This is a genomic window from uncultured Azonexus sp. (genome assembly GCF_937982035.1).
Classification (GTDB): Bacteria; Pseudomonadota; Gammaproteobacteria; order Burkholderiales; family Rhodocyclaceae; genus Azonexus.
The window spans coordinates 309,340-323,621 of sequence record NZ_CALJNI010000001.1; the positions used below are offsets into that span (position 1 = coordinate 309,340).

General features: G+C 60.8%; 12 protein-coding genes. 7 read left to right on the forward strand and 5 right to left on the reverse strand.

The window, feature by feature from the left end; translation table 11 throughout:
• The first annotated feature begins 144 nt into the window (after nt 1-144).
• Nucleotides 145-633: a hypothetical protein gene (locus Q0799_RS01460; protein WP_298393409.1), complete on the forward strand. Its 489-nt coding sequence runs from the start codon at nt 145-147 to the stop codon at nt 631-633.
• 59 nt (nt 634-692) lie between these two features.
• Entirely contained in the window at nt 693-2,648 is a 1,956-nt protein-coding gene (locus tag Q0799_RS01465) for an EAL domain-containing protein (protein WP_298393411.1), read from the forward strand.
• Here Q0799_RS01465 and Q0799_RS01470 read toward each other — a convergent pair.
• On the reverse strand, nt 2,645-3,016 hold the full coding sequence (locus Q0799_RS01470; RefSeq protein ID WP_298393414.1) for an Mth938-like domain-containing protein: 372 nt from the start codon (nt 3,014-3,016) through the stop codon (nt 2,645-2,647). The genes Q0799_RS01465 and Q0799_RS01470 overlap by 4 nt on opposite strands.
• 69 nt (nt 3,017-3,085) lie before the next feature.
• Between Q0799_RS01470 and Q0799_RS01475 the strand changes: the two genes are divergently transcribed.
• The 4 genes from Q0799_RS01475 to Q0799_RS01490 all read left to right on the forward strand — a co-directional run bounded on the left by Q0799_RS01475 (nt 3,086) and on the right by Q0799_RS01490 (nt 7,177).
• On the forward strand, nt 3,086-4,333 hold the full coding sequence (locus tag Q0799_RS01475; protein ID WP_298393416.1) for a pyridoxal phosphate-dependent aminotransferase: 1,248 nt from the start codon (nt 3,086-3,088) through the stop codon (nt 4,331-4,333).
• A gap of 3 nt (nt 4,334-4,336) precedes the next feature.
• Nucleotides 4,337-5,647 (forward strand): homoserine dehydrogenase, encoded by a 1,311-nt coding sequence (locus Q0799_RS01480; protein ID WP_298393418.1) that lies wholly within the window; start codon nt 4,337-4,339, stop codon nt 5,645-5,647.
• Nucleotides 5,648-5,787: 140 nt separating this feature from the next.
• On the forward strand, nt 5,788-6,060 hold the full coding sequence (locus tag Q0799_RS01485; protein ID WP_051295485.1) for a DUF2249 domain-containing protein: 273 nt from the start codon (nt 5,788-5,790) through the stop codon (nt 6,058-6,060).
• Between the two features lies 1 nt (nt 6,061).
• Nucleotides 6,062-7,177 carry a hypothetical protein gene (locus Q0799_RS01490; RefSeq protein WP_298393424.1) on the forward strand — a complete coding sequence of 372 codons (1,116 nt, stop codon included), beginning with the start codon at nt 6,062-6,064 and terminating at the stop codon, nt 7,175-7,177.
• Nucleotides 7,178-7,225: 48 nt separating this feature from the next.
• Here the strand turns inward: Q0799_RS01490 and Q0799_RS01495 are convergent, their stop codons facing one another.
• From Q0799_RS01495 to Q0799_RS01505, 3 genes are read right to left on the reverse strand one after another with little or no spacing between them, the layout of a single operon-like run.
• On the reverse strand, nt 7,226-8,896 hold the full coding sequence (locus tag Q0799_RS01495; protein WP_298393426.1) for a response regulator: 1,671 nt from the start codon (nt 8,894-8,896) through the stop codon (nt 7,226-7,228).
• Nucleotides 8,897-8,946: 50 nt separating this feature from the next.
• Nucleotides 8,947-10,593, reverse strand: a complete 1,647-nt coding sequence (locus Q0799_RS01500) for a tetratricopeptide repeat protein (protein WP_298393428.1) — start codon at nt 10,591-10,593, stop codon at nt 8,947-8,949.
• Between the two features lie 8 nt (nt 10,594-10,601).
• Nucleotides 10,602-11,180 carry a HAMP domain-containing sensor histidine kinase gene (locus Q0799_RS01505; protein ID WP_298393430.1) on the reverse strand — a complete coding sequence of 193 codons (579 nt, stop codon included), beginning with the start codon at nt 11,178-11,180 and terminating at the stop codon, nt 10,602-10,604.
• 315 nt (nt 11,181-11,495) lie between these two features.
• Here Q0799_RS01505 and thrC point away from each other — a divergent pair, with 315 nt between their 5' ends.
• Complete coding sequence (gene thrC, locus Q0799_RS01510; RefSeq protein WP_298393432.1) at nt 11,496-12,923, forward strand: threonine synthase; 1,428 nt, start codon at nt 11,496-11,498, stop codon at nt 12,921-12,923.
• A gap of 10 nt (nt 12,924-12,933) precedes the next feature.
• Here the strand turns inward: thrC and Q0799_RS01515 are convergent, their stop codons facing one another.
• Nucleotides 12,934-14,277 carry a sensor domain-containing diguanylate cyclase gene (locus Q0799_RS01515; RefSeq protein ID WP_298393434.1) on the reverse strand — a complete coding sequence of 448 codons (1,344 nt, stop codon included), beginning with the start codon at nt 14,275-14,277 and terminating at the stop codon, nt 12,934-12,936.
• Nucleotides 14,278-14,282 lie beyond the last annotated feature (5 nt).

The following is a 14,282-nucleotide window of genomic DNA, read 5'->3' on the forward strand; positions in this document are numbered from 1 at the left end:
TCCGGTTTTCTTTCTTCGGATTTCATATCTTGAAAATCATTGTATTGAAAAGATTTTTTGTCGATATTTATGCGAAATTGAAGTTGACGAACGGGTAATCCCGGTGCTAACCTGAGACCATATCAAACCTTGTCGGGGGATCGAATGAAGATCTTTATCAAAATTGCACTGGCAGCCGGTGTTTCGCTGTCGAGTTTTGCAGCGGTCGCTGCTTTCGTGCCGAACATGACGGCTGCTCAGGTCGATGCCGAAGTCCAGCGCAGTCTGATTGCGGGGCAATCGCTTTCGGTTATTGCGGCAGGTGCAAAGAGCGCAGGTGTTTCGGAAGCCTTGTTGGTCAGCGCGATGTTAGGGCAGGGGCTGTCTGTGCAACCTGTGATTTGTGCCGTGGTCGAAGTAGGTGATCCTAAATCGGTGGTTTCTGCGGCAATTGCTGCGGGTGTTGCTCCCGCTGTCGTGACTCAGGCTGCTCTGGCGTGTGGAGTCGATCCCCAGATTGTGACCGCTTCCACTGCCGCTGGCGGTCCCCAGGGTGGCGATACTGTCGGCGGTCCGAGCGGTTTGGGTAATTTTGGTAATTCGCCAGTTCCTACCTTCACAGGTGGTGGCGGTGGTAGCGTCAGCCGTTCCTGAGCTTGTTGTTTTTTCGAAAATGGCAGCCTAAGGCTGCCATTTTTTTTGAGGGTGTTTTCATGACCTTGAGACGACAGTTGTTTCTCGGGATTTCGGTCATCTTTCTCGGCGTATTCGTCGGGTTGGCGATACTGGGCGTTTCCGGAACGCGCGCCTACCTTGAGGAGCAATTGGGCTCGCATGCCCAGGATGCCGCTTCGTCGCTGGTCCACCCGCTCTCCCAGTCGCTGGCCGACGGCGACAGGATACTGGCGGAAACCCAGGTGGCCACCCTGTTCGACCGCGGGTATTTTCAGCGTATCGCCATTCTCGGCGTTGACGGCTCGGTCATTGTCGAGCGGGAACTGGCAGCCAAGGTAGAAGGCGTGCCCTTGTGGTTCACATCGCTGGTGACCTTGCAGGCCCCTTCGGGCGAATCTTTCCTGACGGCTCGTTGGCGGCAGTTGGGCAAGGTTGTCGTGCTTTCCCAGCCGACGCATGCCTATCAATATTTGTGGAAATCGGCGCTTGAGATCTCAGGCTGGATGTTGTTCGCTTACTTTCTGGCACTGGCGCTGGTGCGCGTGGTGTTGCGCTGGATACTGAATCCCCTGTCCGAAATCGAACGTTCGGCCGTCGATATCCAGCAAAAGCATTTCGGTCAGATCAAGGTCAAGCCACGAGCACTGGAGTTGGCCAGGGTAGTCGGCGCGATGAACGAGATGTCGCGGAAAATATCCGAATTTCTCGATGCAGAATCGAGAAAGGCCGAGCAGTTTCGCCGTGAGGCCTATCAGGACGATGTGACCGGGCTGGACAACCGGCGCAGCTTTGATCTGCGTCTGGGGCAGGCATTGAGCGGAGAAATTGCATTTTCCGATGCCGCATTGATCGGTATCGAAGTGAACAACCTCAAGAATTTCAATACCGAGGCCAGTTATCGCAAGGGCGATCAGTTCCTGGCTTCTGTTGCCGCGGTTGCCCGCGAAACGCTGGGCGACCGGGCTTCGATTCTTTGCCGCATTGGCGGCAGTTCTTTCGGTTTCGTGCTGTTTGATCAGAATGCCGCAACCTTGGCCGAGATCGGTCGTCAGTTGCGTGACCGCCTGCAGCAGATTTTCGATGGGCTGGAGGAGGGGGGGGATTTCTCTTTCAGCGTCGGCATGGTGCATTTTCGTCATGGCGAGGAGCGGGCTCGGGTGATGTCCCGGCTCGACCTGGCCATCGAGAGCGCGCGTCAGTCTGGGCGTAATGCCTTGCAGTACGTGGTCGACGTCGGCTCCTCGGAGTCGTCGATCGGTTCGTTGGCCTGGCGTGAATTGATTCGCAATGCCCTGGCCGAAAATCGGTGGACGCTGCTTGGACAACCGGTGGTCTCGTTATCGAGTGGCGAAGTGATGCAGCAGGAAATCATGACGCGCCTTGTGGGTAACGACGGTAATCTGGTGCCTGCTTCGGTGTTCCTGCCGATGGCGATGCGGCATAAATTGATGCCGGATATCGATCAGGCCCTGCTGTCGCTGGTTTTCCGCCGACTGGAGGAGCGGGGCGGCGATGAGTGCGTCAATCTGGCGGTCAATCTCTCCAATCAGAGCCTGGATAACCGCGAGTTCCTGACCTGGATCGGTGGGCGGCTGTCGCGCCTGAATCAGCGGGGCGTCCGTCTGTCCTTCGAGTTGACCGAATACGGCTGCTCGCTCGACATGGAAGCGGCGCGTCAGTTCGCCGACATGCTGCGCACGCACCAGGTTCGTTTCGGGATTGATCATTTTGGCCTGATGCCAAGTTCGCTGCAGTTGCTGCGCGATCTGCCGCCGGATTATGTGAAGCTTAACGCCGGACTGGTCGCCGAAGCGCCGGAGAACGAGGCTGCACGGGCGCTACTGCGCTCGATCGTGTCGCTGGCGTCGTCGCTTGAGGTCGAAGTGATTGCCCAAGGCGTCGAGAACGCCGAGCAGGTGGAGATGTTGCTCAAGGACTCGGTGAAGGCCGGGCAGGGCTACCATTTCGGTGCGCCGTCGGCCGACCGGATCTAGTCGAAAAGCAGCGCCGCAGCGACTTTGCGGCCTTCGCCGGCGAGAATGTTGTAGGTCCGGCAGGCAGCTTGCAGGTCCATGATTTCCAGGCCGATGCCGGCTGCTGCAAATGGGCGCATCCATTCGACCGCGGGGAAACGCAGGCGTTTGCCGGTGCCGAGCAGGATGATGCCGATGCCCAGTTCGAGCAGTTTCTGGCGGTCGGCCTCGGTCAGTGCATCGACGCGGGCCGTCGACCAGTCGGCGATGATGCTTTCAGGGCACACGATCAGGTTGTTCTCGTGCTTTTGATGATTGACCGCAACGTAGTCGTCACCGTAGGCGGTGAAGAGATTGAGGCCGTCAGTGCTGGATGTATGGAGTTTCACTTTGCGGTGCAGCATTCGTAATAGTAGGATTATACCTTTGGCCCAAACCTCGCCAATCCGGACAATTTCATGAAGCACGTCAAGAAATCCGCCAAACTTGCCAACGTCTGCTACGACATCCGCGGCCCCGTGCTGCAGATGGCCAAGCAGATGGAAGAAGAAGGCCACAAGATCATCAAGCTGAACATCGGCAACCTGGCCTCGTTCGGTTTCGATTCGCCCGAAGAAATCCAGCAGGACATGATCCGCAACCTGCCCAACGCGGCCGGTTATACGGATTCGAAGGGTATCTTCGCGGCGCGCAAGGCGATCATGCATTACACCCAGCAGAAGCACATCAGGGGGGTAACGCTGGAGGACATCTACGTCGGCAACGGCGTGTCCGAACTGATCGTGATGGCGATGAACGCCTTGCTCGACGCTGGCGACGAAGTGCTCGTGCCGGCCCCCGACTATCCGCTGTGGACGGCGGCGGTCAGCCTGTCCGGCGGCAAGCCCGTGCATTACCTGTGCGACGAGGAAAAGGGCTGGCTGCCCGACCTCGACGATATCCGCAGCAAGATCAACAAGAACACGCGGGCGATCGTCATCATCAACCCGAACAACCCGACCGGTGCGCTGTATCCGGACGACCTGCTGCACGAGATCATCGAGATCGCCCGCCAGCACCACCTGATCATCTACGCCGACGAGGTGTACGACAAGGTGCTGTACGACGGCGTCACCCATACCTCGATCGCGGCCCTGTCGGAAGACGTGCTGACCATCACCTTCAACGGTCTGTCCAAAAACTACCGTTCCTGCGGCTACCGTGCCGGCTGGATGGTCGTTTCCGGCGACAAGCGCCATGCCAAGGACTATATCGAGGGCCTCGACATGCTGGCCTCGATGCGCCTGTGCGCCAACGCGCCCGGCCAGCACGGCATCCAGACTGCGCTGGGCGGTTACCAGAGCATTGACGATCTGGTGCGCGACGGCGGTCGCCTGCGTCGCCAGCGCGATCTCGCACACGAACTGATCACGGCGATTCCCGGTGTCTCCTGCGTCAAGCCCAAGGCGGCGCTGTACATGTTCCCCAGGCTCGATCCCAAGATCTACCCGATCAAGAACGACCAGCAGTTCATTGCCGAACTGCTGCAGGAAGAAAAGGTCCTGCTGGTTCAGGGGACCGGCTTCAACTGGCCGCACCCCGACCACTTCCGGCTGGTCTTCCTGCCGCACGAGGACGATCTGCGCGAGGCCGTCGGCCGTGTCGCCCGTTTCCTCGAGAACTATCGCAAACGTCACAACACCAACCATCTCATCAACAAAGACTGAGCTATGAAACCCATCAATGTAGGCCTAATCGGCATCGGCACCGTCGGCGGTGGCACCTGGACCGTTCTCAACCGTAACGCGGAAGAAATTACCCGCCGCGCCGGCCGCCCGATTCGCATTACCGCCGTGGCCGACAAGAATGTGGAACTTGCCCAGCAGGTCACCGGCGGTAGCGCCAGGGTCACGGCCGATGCCTTTGCCCTGGTCAATGATCCGGAAATCGACATCATCGTCGAGTTGATCGGCGGCTACGGCGTCGCCAAGGAGCTGGTGATGCAGGCAATCGCCAACGGCAAGCACGTCGTCACCGCCAACAAGGCGCTGCTCGCCGTGCATGGCACCGAGATCTTCACCGCCGCCCAGCAGAAGGGCGTCATGGTCGCCTTCGAAGCCGCCGTCGCCGGTGGCATCCCGATCATCAAGGCGCTGCGCGAAGGCCTCACCGCCAACCGCATCGAATGGGCCGCCGGCATCATCAATGGCACTACCAACTTCATCCTCTCCGAGATGCGCGACAAGGGCCTGCCCTTCGCCGACGTGCTCGCCGAGGCGCAGCGCCTGGGTTACGCCGAGGCTGATCCGACCTTCGATATCGAAGGTGTCGACGCCGCCCACAAGGCGACGCTGATTGCCTCGATCGCCTACGGCATCCCGGTCCAGTTCGACAAGGCTTACGTCGAGGGCATCACCAAGCTCGAAGCCTCCGACATCAAGTACGCCGAACAGCTCGGCTACCGCATCAAGCTGCTCGGCATCGCCAAGCGCCGTGAAAACGGTGTCGAACTGCGCGTGCATCCGACGCTAATCCCGGCCAAGCGCCTGATCGCCAACGTCGAGGGCGCGATGAACGCTGTCGTCGTCAAGGGCGACGCCGTCGGCACCACGCTCTACTACGGCAAGGGCGCCGGCGCCGAGCCGACCGCCTCGGCAGTGATCGCCGACCTGGTCGACGTCACCCGTCTGGCCACCGCCGACCCGGAGCACCGCGTGCCGCATCTGGCTTTCCAGCCGAACGCGATGTCCAAGCTGCCGATCCTGCCGATGAGCGAGATCGAGACCGGCAACTACCTGCGCCTGCGCGTCGAGGACAAGGCCGGCGTGCTCGCCGACGTCACCCGCATCCTCGCCGACCAGGGCATCTCGATCGACGCCATGCTCCAGCGCGAGCCGGAAGAAGGCGAGGGCGAGACCGACATCATCATCCTCACCCACGTCTGCAGCGAAAGCGCAGCACTCGCCGCAGTCGCCAAGGTCGAGGCGCTGGCCGCGGTCAAGGCCCAGGTCAAGCGTATCCGTCTGGAAGAGCTGCAGTAAACCTGCCTATCTGCGCATGAAGAAGGGGGCTGCGGCCCCCTTTGTCGTTCAGGGCGATGCAGATCAAGGAAATGCCGTTCCGGGGTCGGCAGAATCGGGGCTCTTGCTGCTAGCGGCAGCTTTTTTACAAGGAAATCCCCATGACTCACGCCATCCATGCCTGCGACCGTCCCACCGCCGAGGCGCTTTATCCCTTCGACGCCCGTGGTGTTGCCAAGCGTTTTCGTCATGCCGCCATCTTCGGCGCGCTCGAGTCGCTGATGCCGGGTGAAACCATGCGTTTCTGCAACGACCACGACCCTTTGCCGCTGCTTGCCCAGATGCAGCAGCGCTACGGCAATCAGGTGTCGATTGAGTACGTGCAGCGCGAACCGGGCGCCATCGTCATCGATTTCAAGGTGATCGGCGGCTGATTTGCTGATAACCGCTGCCCTGACGCTGCTGGCCCTGATCGCAGCCGCCTCGTTGGCGGCGGTCGGGGTCGGCACGCCGGCAGCGGTGGCGCATCTGGTGTTTGCCGTCGGCATTGTGCCGCTGATCTTTGCGGCAATGACGCACTTCGTTCCCGTGCTCACGCGAACGGGCGATGCGCCGGCAATCATCCGGCGTTTGCCGGTGTTTGCCCAGTTGGCCGGGGTCCTGCTGGTCCTCGCTTTGCAGGGCATCTTCCCTTACGAGCTGCTGCAACTGGCAGCAGCCATCGATCTGTCACTGGCCGGCGGCTTGCTCTACTGGATCGTGCGTCGGGCACGTGCCGCGCTGGGGCGGCCGCATCCGGGCTGGCGATGGTATGCGGCAGCACTTGCTGTGCTGATGCTGGCGCTAATGGCCATTCTGGCGATGGCGCTGTGGCCGGCGCATTGGCAAGTCTGGCGCCTGCTGCATCTGCACCTGAACACGCTGGGCCTGGTCGGCCTGGCCGCATTCGGCACACTGCCGGTTCTTCTGCCGACCGTGCTCGGTCGGGCCGATCCGGGCGCCGCCCAATGGCTGCAGCGTTACCTGTGGCCCATGCTGCTGGCCGTGCTGACGGTGGTTCTGAGTATTGCCGTTCACTGGTCGCTGGCGACCGTCGGGGCAGCGGTGCTGCTGGTCTTGGCCGGCCTGTTGCTGGTGCGCTGGCTGCAATGCTTCGGGTGGCAGCGACTTCTTGGCGATGGTGCGGCGGTATCGCTCATTGCCGCTGTGTTCGGCTGGATATTGGGATTGCTTGCCGGTGTGTTGCATGGTGCCGGGGTGATGCCGGCCATGCCCGGGCTATGGGCCTGGGTGGCGGCGTTCCTGCTGCCTCTTGTGACCGGCGCCTTGAGCCAGTTGCTGCCGGTGTGGGTCTGGCCGGGGCCGATGTCGCCACAGCGTCAAGCGCTCAGGGTGGCGCTGGTGGCGGGCGGGCAGGGGCGTAGCGTTGTATTTCTGACGGCAGGCGTTCTGTTTCTTGCAGGTTTGCCCGAATTGGCGATGCCGCTCGCCGCGAGCGGCCTGTTGTGGTTCGTCGGCGGGCTGGTGCGCTACCGGCAATTTCGGCCTTGAGCAGGCGTCGATCGCAGTAGCAGCCGGTGTTGTGCGCCGGGGCCTGGATCAGGCTGCCGCATCGGCCGTGCTGGCGTTGAGTTTTTCGAGGCGCGACATCAGGTCGGAGAAACGCGGCTCGCCCGGTGCGCAGGCATTGGCGGTCAACAGGTGACGGCGGGCTTCGCGGATCAGGCTTGGGTCGTTGCCGGCCTTTTCGATCTGGCTGATCAGCAGGTGTGCCGCATTGAGCAACAGGCGGACATTGCGCGGCATGATTTCCAGCGCCTGCCGCATCTTGGCGATGGCGTGGGCAAAATCGCCGGAGCGCGACAGCAGGACGCTGCTGTTCATCATGTCGACGGCCTGGGCGCGAGTTGCCTCGACCATCTCGTTGCCTTCGTCGCTGAGTCCCTGTTTCTGGAAAATCAGGCGGACGGCTTCCAGATTGGCCGGATCGTCCGGATTGTTCAGGATTTCGCTGCGCAGCAGTTCGATGGCCTTGTCGTGCTGGCCGAGCATGAGCAGCGTTTCTGCCATGTCACGGGTGGCCACCGAACCCAGGTGACCGGTATTGCCCCGGTCAAGCAGGCGGACGATTTCCTCGGCTTGCTGGCGGGCCCGGTCGATATCGCCATTGTCGAGCAGAATGCGGCATTCGACCGATTTTGACAGCAGTTTGCTGTCCTCGCTGTCGAAAATCTTCAGCATTTTGTCGAGCGTGCTCAACGCTTCCACCGAGTTGCCGCGGGAACTCAGTGCTTTGGCTAGGCCGAGATAACTATCGGGGCTCTTGTGCACGGAGAATTCGCCCAGCAGGATGGCCATCCGGAAGGCTTTTTCGGCGCGTTCGTGCTTGCCGCTGGCCAGTGCATGTTCGCCCATTGCGCGCTGTCGGGTATGCGATAGCGGTGAGAGGGCCAGTGCCTGTTCGAGAATGTGTTCGGCCTTTTCGCTCTGATTCAGGCGGCGGTAGGTTTGGGCCAGACAGTCGTAGGCTTCGAGGTAATTGCGGCTGCGATTGATCAGTTGTTCGAGCAATTGACAGGCAATGTCGGATTCGCCGAGCTGGATGTGGATTTTGGCCAGGCCCAGTTGTGCCCAGGGCAGGTCGCGGGTTGCCAACATCTTCTCGTAAAAAACCCGTGCCTGATCGGTTTGTCCGACGTGAATCAACAACTCGCATTTCAGGCGCAGCAAATCGACGGCATTGGCCTTGTCGCTTGCCGCGCGCTGCTCACAGATGCTGATCGCCCGGTAATATTCGTGCGCCATCATCGCGTGATCGACATCGTTGAACGCTTCCTTGCGCGCTTTCATCCGCCGGATTCGGGAAAGCAGCATGGCTTCGGTCACCGGTTTGAGCAGATACGCATCCGGCTGGGCTTCGGCCGTGCCCATCACGGTTTCCAGTGTCTTGTCGGCAGTGATCATCAACCAGCAGCAACTGGGACCGATCAACTCCTTGTGGCGGGCCTCCTCAAGCACCTGCATGCCGTTTTGCCCGGTGCCCAGGTTGTGGTCGCAGAGAACGACGTCGTAGCGCTTGCCGTTGAGCTGGTACAGGGCTTCCCGGCCATCGGAGGCAAAATCAATGGCGCGCGGATGAACGCCGGCACTGCGCAGGATGCCGCTGAGCATTGTGCGGATGCCGGAGAAGTCATCGATGATCAGATAAGTACTGTTGGCGATGGGTTTGTTTTCATCGTCGCTGGCCAGCAGTGGCGTGATGGGCGGCATGTTCGATGGCTCTCAAAGGCAAATGGTGGCTGGCAAACTGCGGCTGGCGATCAGGTGAAGTTACGGGTGGTCAGCTTTTCCAGGCGGGCCATCAGGTCGACGAAGCGCGATTCGTTGGGGGCCAGCTGGTTGGCGGTCAGCAGGCTGCTACGTACTTCGCGGATCAGCGAGGCTTCGACGCCGGCCTGTTCCATATAGTCGAGCATGATGTGTGCCGCGTTCAGCAACAGCCGGACATTGCGTGGCATCTTGGTCACGGCGTCGCGCATCTTGCCGATGGCTTCGAGATGATTGCCGGCGTGCGCCAGCAGGATGCCGGCGTTCATCAACCGGGTGGCTTCCTTGCGCGAGGATTCGACGACGGCATCGCCTTGTTCGGCCAGCCCGGCCTTGCGGAAAACCTGCTTGATGGCGTCCAGGTTGCGCTCGTCGTCGGGGTTGTTCATGATCTCCGACTGCAGCAGATTCAGGCCCTTCTCCTGATGTCCGGTGGCCAGCAGCAATTCGGCCATCTCGCGCGCTGTTTCGGAGTCTTGCCGGGTGTTGCCGCGTTCCAGCATGGCGCTCAGCTGTTCGGCGCTGTCACGCGCTTCCTTGGTCATGCCGTTCCGATGGTAGACGTGACCTTCGACAGCCTTGCCCTTGATCCGGGTGTCTTCGCCATCGAATACCTTGTTCATCTGCTCGAGAATGCTCAGCGCTTCCTTCGGGTTTTCCAGCGAGCCCACGGTCCGGGCGAGGCCGAGAAAAGCCTCGGGCGATTTGCGTGCCGAATATTCGGAGAGTTTCAGCGTCTTGCGGAAGGCTTTTTCGGCCCGATCGAGTTTTCCGTTACGCAGCGCCAGTTCGCCGATCACGCGTTGCCGCGCATGCGAATTGGGCGACAACTGGATGGCGCGTTCCAGAATATCCTCGGCCCGCTCGGATTCGCCGAGTTTCTGATAGGTTTCGGCCAGGCTGTCGTAGGCGTCGAGATAGTTGCGATTGCGGTCGATCAGCGTTTCGAGCAGGTTGCACGCCGCATCGTACTCTCCGGCCTGCATGTGTACCTTGGCGAGGCCCAGTTGGGCCCAGGGTATCTCGCGGCTGGCCAGGATCTTTTCGTAGGTCTGCCGCGCCTTGTCGGATTGGCCGGTCTGGGTCAGCAGGTCGCACTTGGTACGCAGCAGCTCGATGGCGTTGACCTTGTCGCTGGCCGCGCGTTCTTCGCACAGCCGGATGGCCTTCAGGTAATCGCGGGCGGCGACGGCGCGATCGATATCGGTGAAGGTTTCCTTGCGGGCGCGAATCTTGGCGATCCGGCTGGTCAGCACGGCTTCGGTGACCGGCTTGAGCAGGTAGGCATCCGGTTGTGCTTCGGCGGTCCCCATGACCGTGTCGACGGTCTTTTCCGCAGTTACCATGATCCAGCAGCAACCCGGGCCGATCAGGTTCCTGAATTTTGCCTCTTCGAGAATCTGCATGCCATTCTGGCCGTGCCCGAGATTGAAATCGCAGAGGACGATGTCGAAACGTTTCTTGGTCAGCAGCTGGATCGCTTCGGGACCGTTGGCCGCCGTGTCGATGGCGCGCGGATTGGCGCCGCAAGCCTTCAGGACGCCGGTGAGCATGCTGCGCATGCCCTGGAAATCGTCGATGACCAGATAGCTGCTGCGGGCAATGAAGTCTGTGTCGTTCGCAGGCAGGCCGGAAGGCATTTGAGCAATCATGGCAGTCGGAGAATGAAACAGCCGCCACCCAGCAGGCTACCGTTTTCGAGTCGGATGCTGCCGTTTTCCTGGCGGTTGCCGTGCATTTGCGCGACGACGGCAGCGAAGTAGAGGCCCAGCCCGGTACTGCCGGTGTTGAAGTTGACACCCCGCATCGCGGCGACCCCGTCGTCGAGCATTTGTTGCGGAAAACCCCGGCCGTTGTCTTCAATGCGGATTTCCAGCGCGTTGTCGACCATTCCGGCCACCAAGCGCAGGCGGTCCTTGGTGTAATGCACGGCATTGTTCATGGCGTGTACGACGATGCCGTTAATCAGGTCGCTATCGAAGTCCCAGTAGCAGTCTTCCTCGATCTCGGTTTCCAGCGCGATCGAGCGCGAGGTCAGCAACGGTGCGACGTGCGATACGGCAAGGTGGATGAATTCGGCGAGTTCCTGGGTTTCCGGATGGAAGGGGTACAGGTCGTTGCCGAATTTGTAGAGCGTCAGCAGCTGGATCAGGTTGCCGTGGATACGCTGCGTTTCGTACAGCATCTGCGACATTTCCCGGTAGCTTTCGGATTGATCATGTGCCACCTGGACGAGACTCCGGCGTATGGAGTCCTGCAACACGCTGATCGAATTCTTCATGTCATGGACGGATGACGCAAGAAACAATGCAGCATCGGGTTTGGGCTGATTCATGTCGAGTTGGGTCCAGTGAATCCGAAATTGATCGGACAGGCCGTACGAGCGGGAAAACTTGCGGGCGAATGGTAGCAAATTTACCTCGGCTTGGTCAGCACAGATGCGCTAGCAGTGCTGCTTTGCAGGCTTTTGCGCGGTTTGTCGATACGAATCTTGCGGTCGACGCGTTAAAATCACCTTTTTTCCGTTTTCCGGATGTTCACCATGCGCTACATTTCGACTCGCGGCCAGTCCGCGCCCCAGGCTTTTTGCGACATTCTCCTCGGTGGCCTGGCGCCGGACGGTGGGCTGTATCTGCCGGAATCCTATCCGCAAGTCAGTCGCGCCGACCTCGATGCCTGGCGCCAGCTTTCCTACGCCGATCTGGCGTACGAAATCCTGTCGAAGTTCATCACCGATATTCCGGCCGACGACCTCAAGGCCATCGTCGCCAAAACCTATACCGCCGATGTCTATCGCTTCACCCGCAACGGCGGCGACGCCAGCCAGATCACGCCGCTGACCAAGCTGGAAGACGGGTTGTACACCCAGGAGCTGTCGAACGGTCCGACGCTGGCCTTCAAGGACATGGCGATGCAACTGCTCGGCAACCTGTTCGAGTATGTTCTGGACAAGCGCGGCGAGTCGATCAACATCCTCGGCGCCACTTCCGGCGACACCGGTTCGGCCGCCGAATACGCCATGCGCGGCAAGCACAACGTCAAGGTCTTCATGCTCTCGCCGGACGGCAAGATGAGTGCTTTCCAGCGCGCCCAGATGTATTCGCTGACCGATGCCAACATCTTCAACATCGCCGTACGCGGCATGTTCGACGACGCCCAGGACATCGTCAAGGCGGTTTCCAACGACGCCGCGTTCAAGAAGCAGTACAAGATCGGCGCCGTCAATTCGATCAACTGGGCACGCGTCGCGGCCCAGATCGTCTATTACTTCCAGGGCTATTTCCTGGCGACCCAAACCAACGACGAGCAGGTCTCGTTCTGCGTGCCGTCGGGCAACTTCGGCAACATCTGCGCCGGCCACATCGCCCGCATGATGGGCTTGCCGATCAAGCAACTGGTGCTGGCGACCAATGAAAACGACGTCCTCGACGAGTTCTTCCGTACCGGCATCTACCGTCCGCGGACTTCGGCGGAAACCAGCGTGACGTCCAGCCCGTCGATGGATATCTCCAAGGCCTCGAACTTCGAGCGTTTTGTTTTCGATCTGGTCGGCCGCGACCCGGTGGTGATCCGCGACCTGTGGTCCAGGGTCGATCAGGGCAAGGCCTTCGATCTGAGCACCACGGTCTACTGGAAGGATCTGCCGAAATTCGGGTTCGTTTCCGGGCGCAGCTCGCACACCGATCGCATCAACACCATCCGCGTTGCCCAGGGGCGCTACCAGGTCATGCTCGACACGCATACCGCCGACGGACTCAAGGTCGCGCTGGAAAAACGTCAGCCGGGCGTGCCGATGATCGTTCTGGAAACCGCGCAGCCGGCGAAATTCGAGGAAACCATCCGCGAAGCGCTGGGTACCGAACCAGTTCGTCCCGCCGAACTGGCCGGGATTGAAAATCTCGAGCAGCACGTCGTGGTCATGGACCCGGATGTCGAGGCGATCAAGCGCTTCGTGGTCGAGCGCGTCTGACGACTGAGCCTCAAACCGCCGGGTAAACGCGGTTGCGGCCGCTTTCCTTGGCGCGGTAGAGGCGGCGGTCGGCTTCTGCGAACAGCAGGTCGAAACGTTCGCCGTCGCTCGGGAACTGGGCGACGCCCAGGCTGACGGTGACCGACAGCTTCAGGTTTTCATGCGTGATGACCAGGCCCGAGACGTGCTGGCGGATGCGCTCGGCAATGGCGATGGCGGCTGGCATGTCGGTTTCCGGCAGGAGGATGCCGAATTCCTCGCCGCCCAGGCGGCCGAACAGGTCGGAGCCGCGCAGCATTTCGTCGATGCGGCCGGCCATTTTCCTGAGTACGGTATCGCCGGCCTGATGACCGTGCGTGTCGTTGATCACCTTGAAGTGATCGATATCCAGCAGCAGCAGGCAGAGCGGGTGATCGTTGCGGCTGGCCCGGATCAATTCCTCGCCGGCGCGTTCGAAGAAATGGCGGCGGTTGGCAATGCCGGTCAGGGAGTCGGTGGTGGCCATCAGCGTCAGGCGTTCGTTGGCGGCTTCAAGCTGGCGGATGATGATTTCCTGGCTGTACACTGTGGCGAAAGAGCGTGTCGTCTGGAAAGCCCGGACGACCCCATAACTAAGCAGGAGAAAGCCTGAAGCGCTGATCGCGTGCGCCAGCCACCACTGGTGATTCCAGGGGCCGGCGAGCAGGAAGGACAGCGAGGATTGGGCAAACATCGCCAGCGACAGCGAGTAGATCGCCAGCAGCGGCAGGCCGCTACCGCGGCTCTGCATCCGCAACAGGGCGACGAAGGCGATGAGCAGGGCGCTTCCCTCCATGCCGATGCGGACCAGCGGCATACTGCCGGCCGGTGACAGTGCGATCCAGGCAATCAACCCGTCGAATACCAGGAATCCTGCCAGCCAGAGCAGCCAGAAAGATTTGTCTGTACGCGCCTTCGGCGGGTCTGCCGGTCGGCCGTGATTGAGTACGCCGAACAGCAGGCACAGATTGAGGGTGAGGCGTGAGGCCGGGCCGTAGAGCAGGAAGAGCATCGGGTAATCTTGCGCGTAGCCGGTGAACAGGCCGTGCGGCGCATAAACCACGGCAAAGCCGATGAAACCGAGCGTCAGCCAGCGCAGCAGGGGTTCGCCCGAATCGAGGTAGCAATGCCAGGTAATCCAGGCCACGAACAGGCAGGAGAGTATGGCGACCGCAATCGCCAGTTCGTGGAAGGCATGGCTTTCGAAGCGCAGCAACGCATCCTGGAACAGCATCAGGTAAACAATGGCGACGCAGGGGGAGAGTGCAAACAGGACGTGCAGCAGGCGCACGTACAAGCGGGTCAGGGTTTGCAGGCCGGCATCCTGGGAAGTCATTCGCC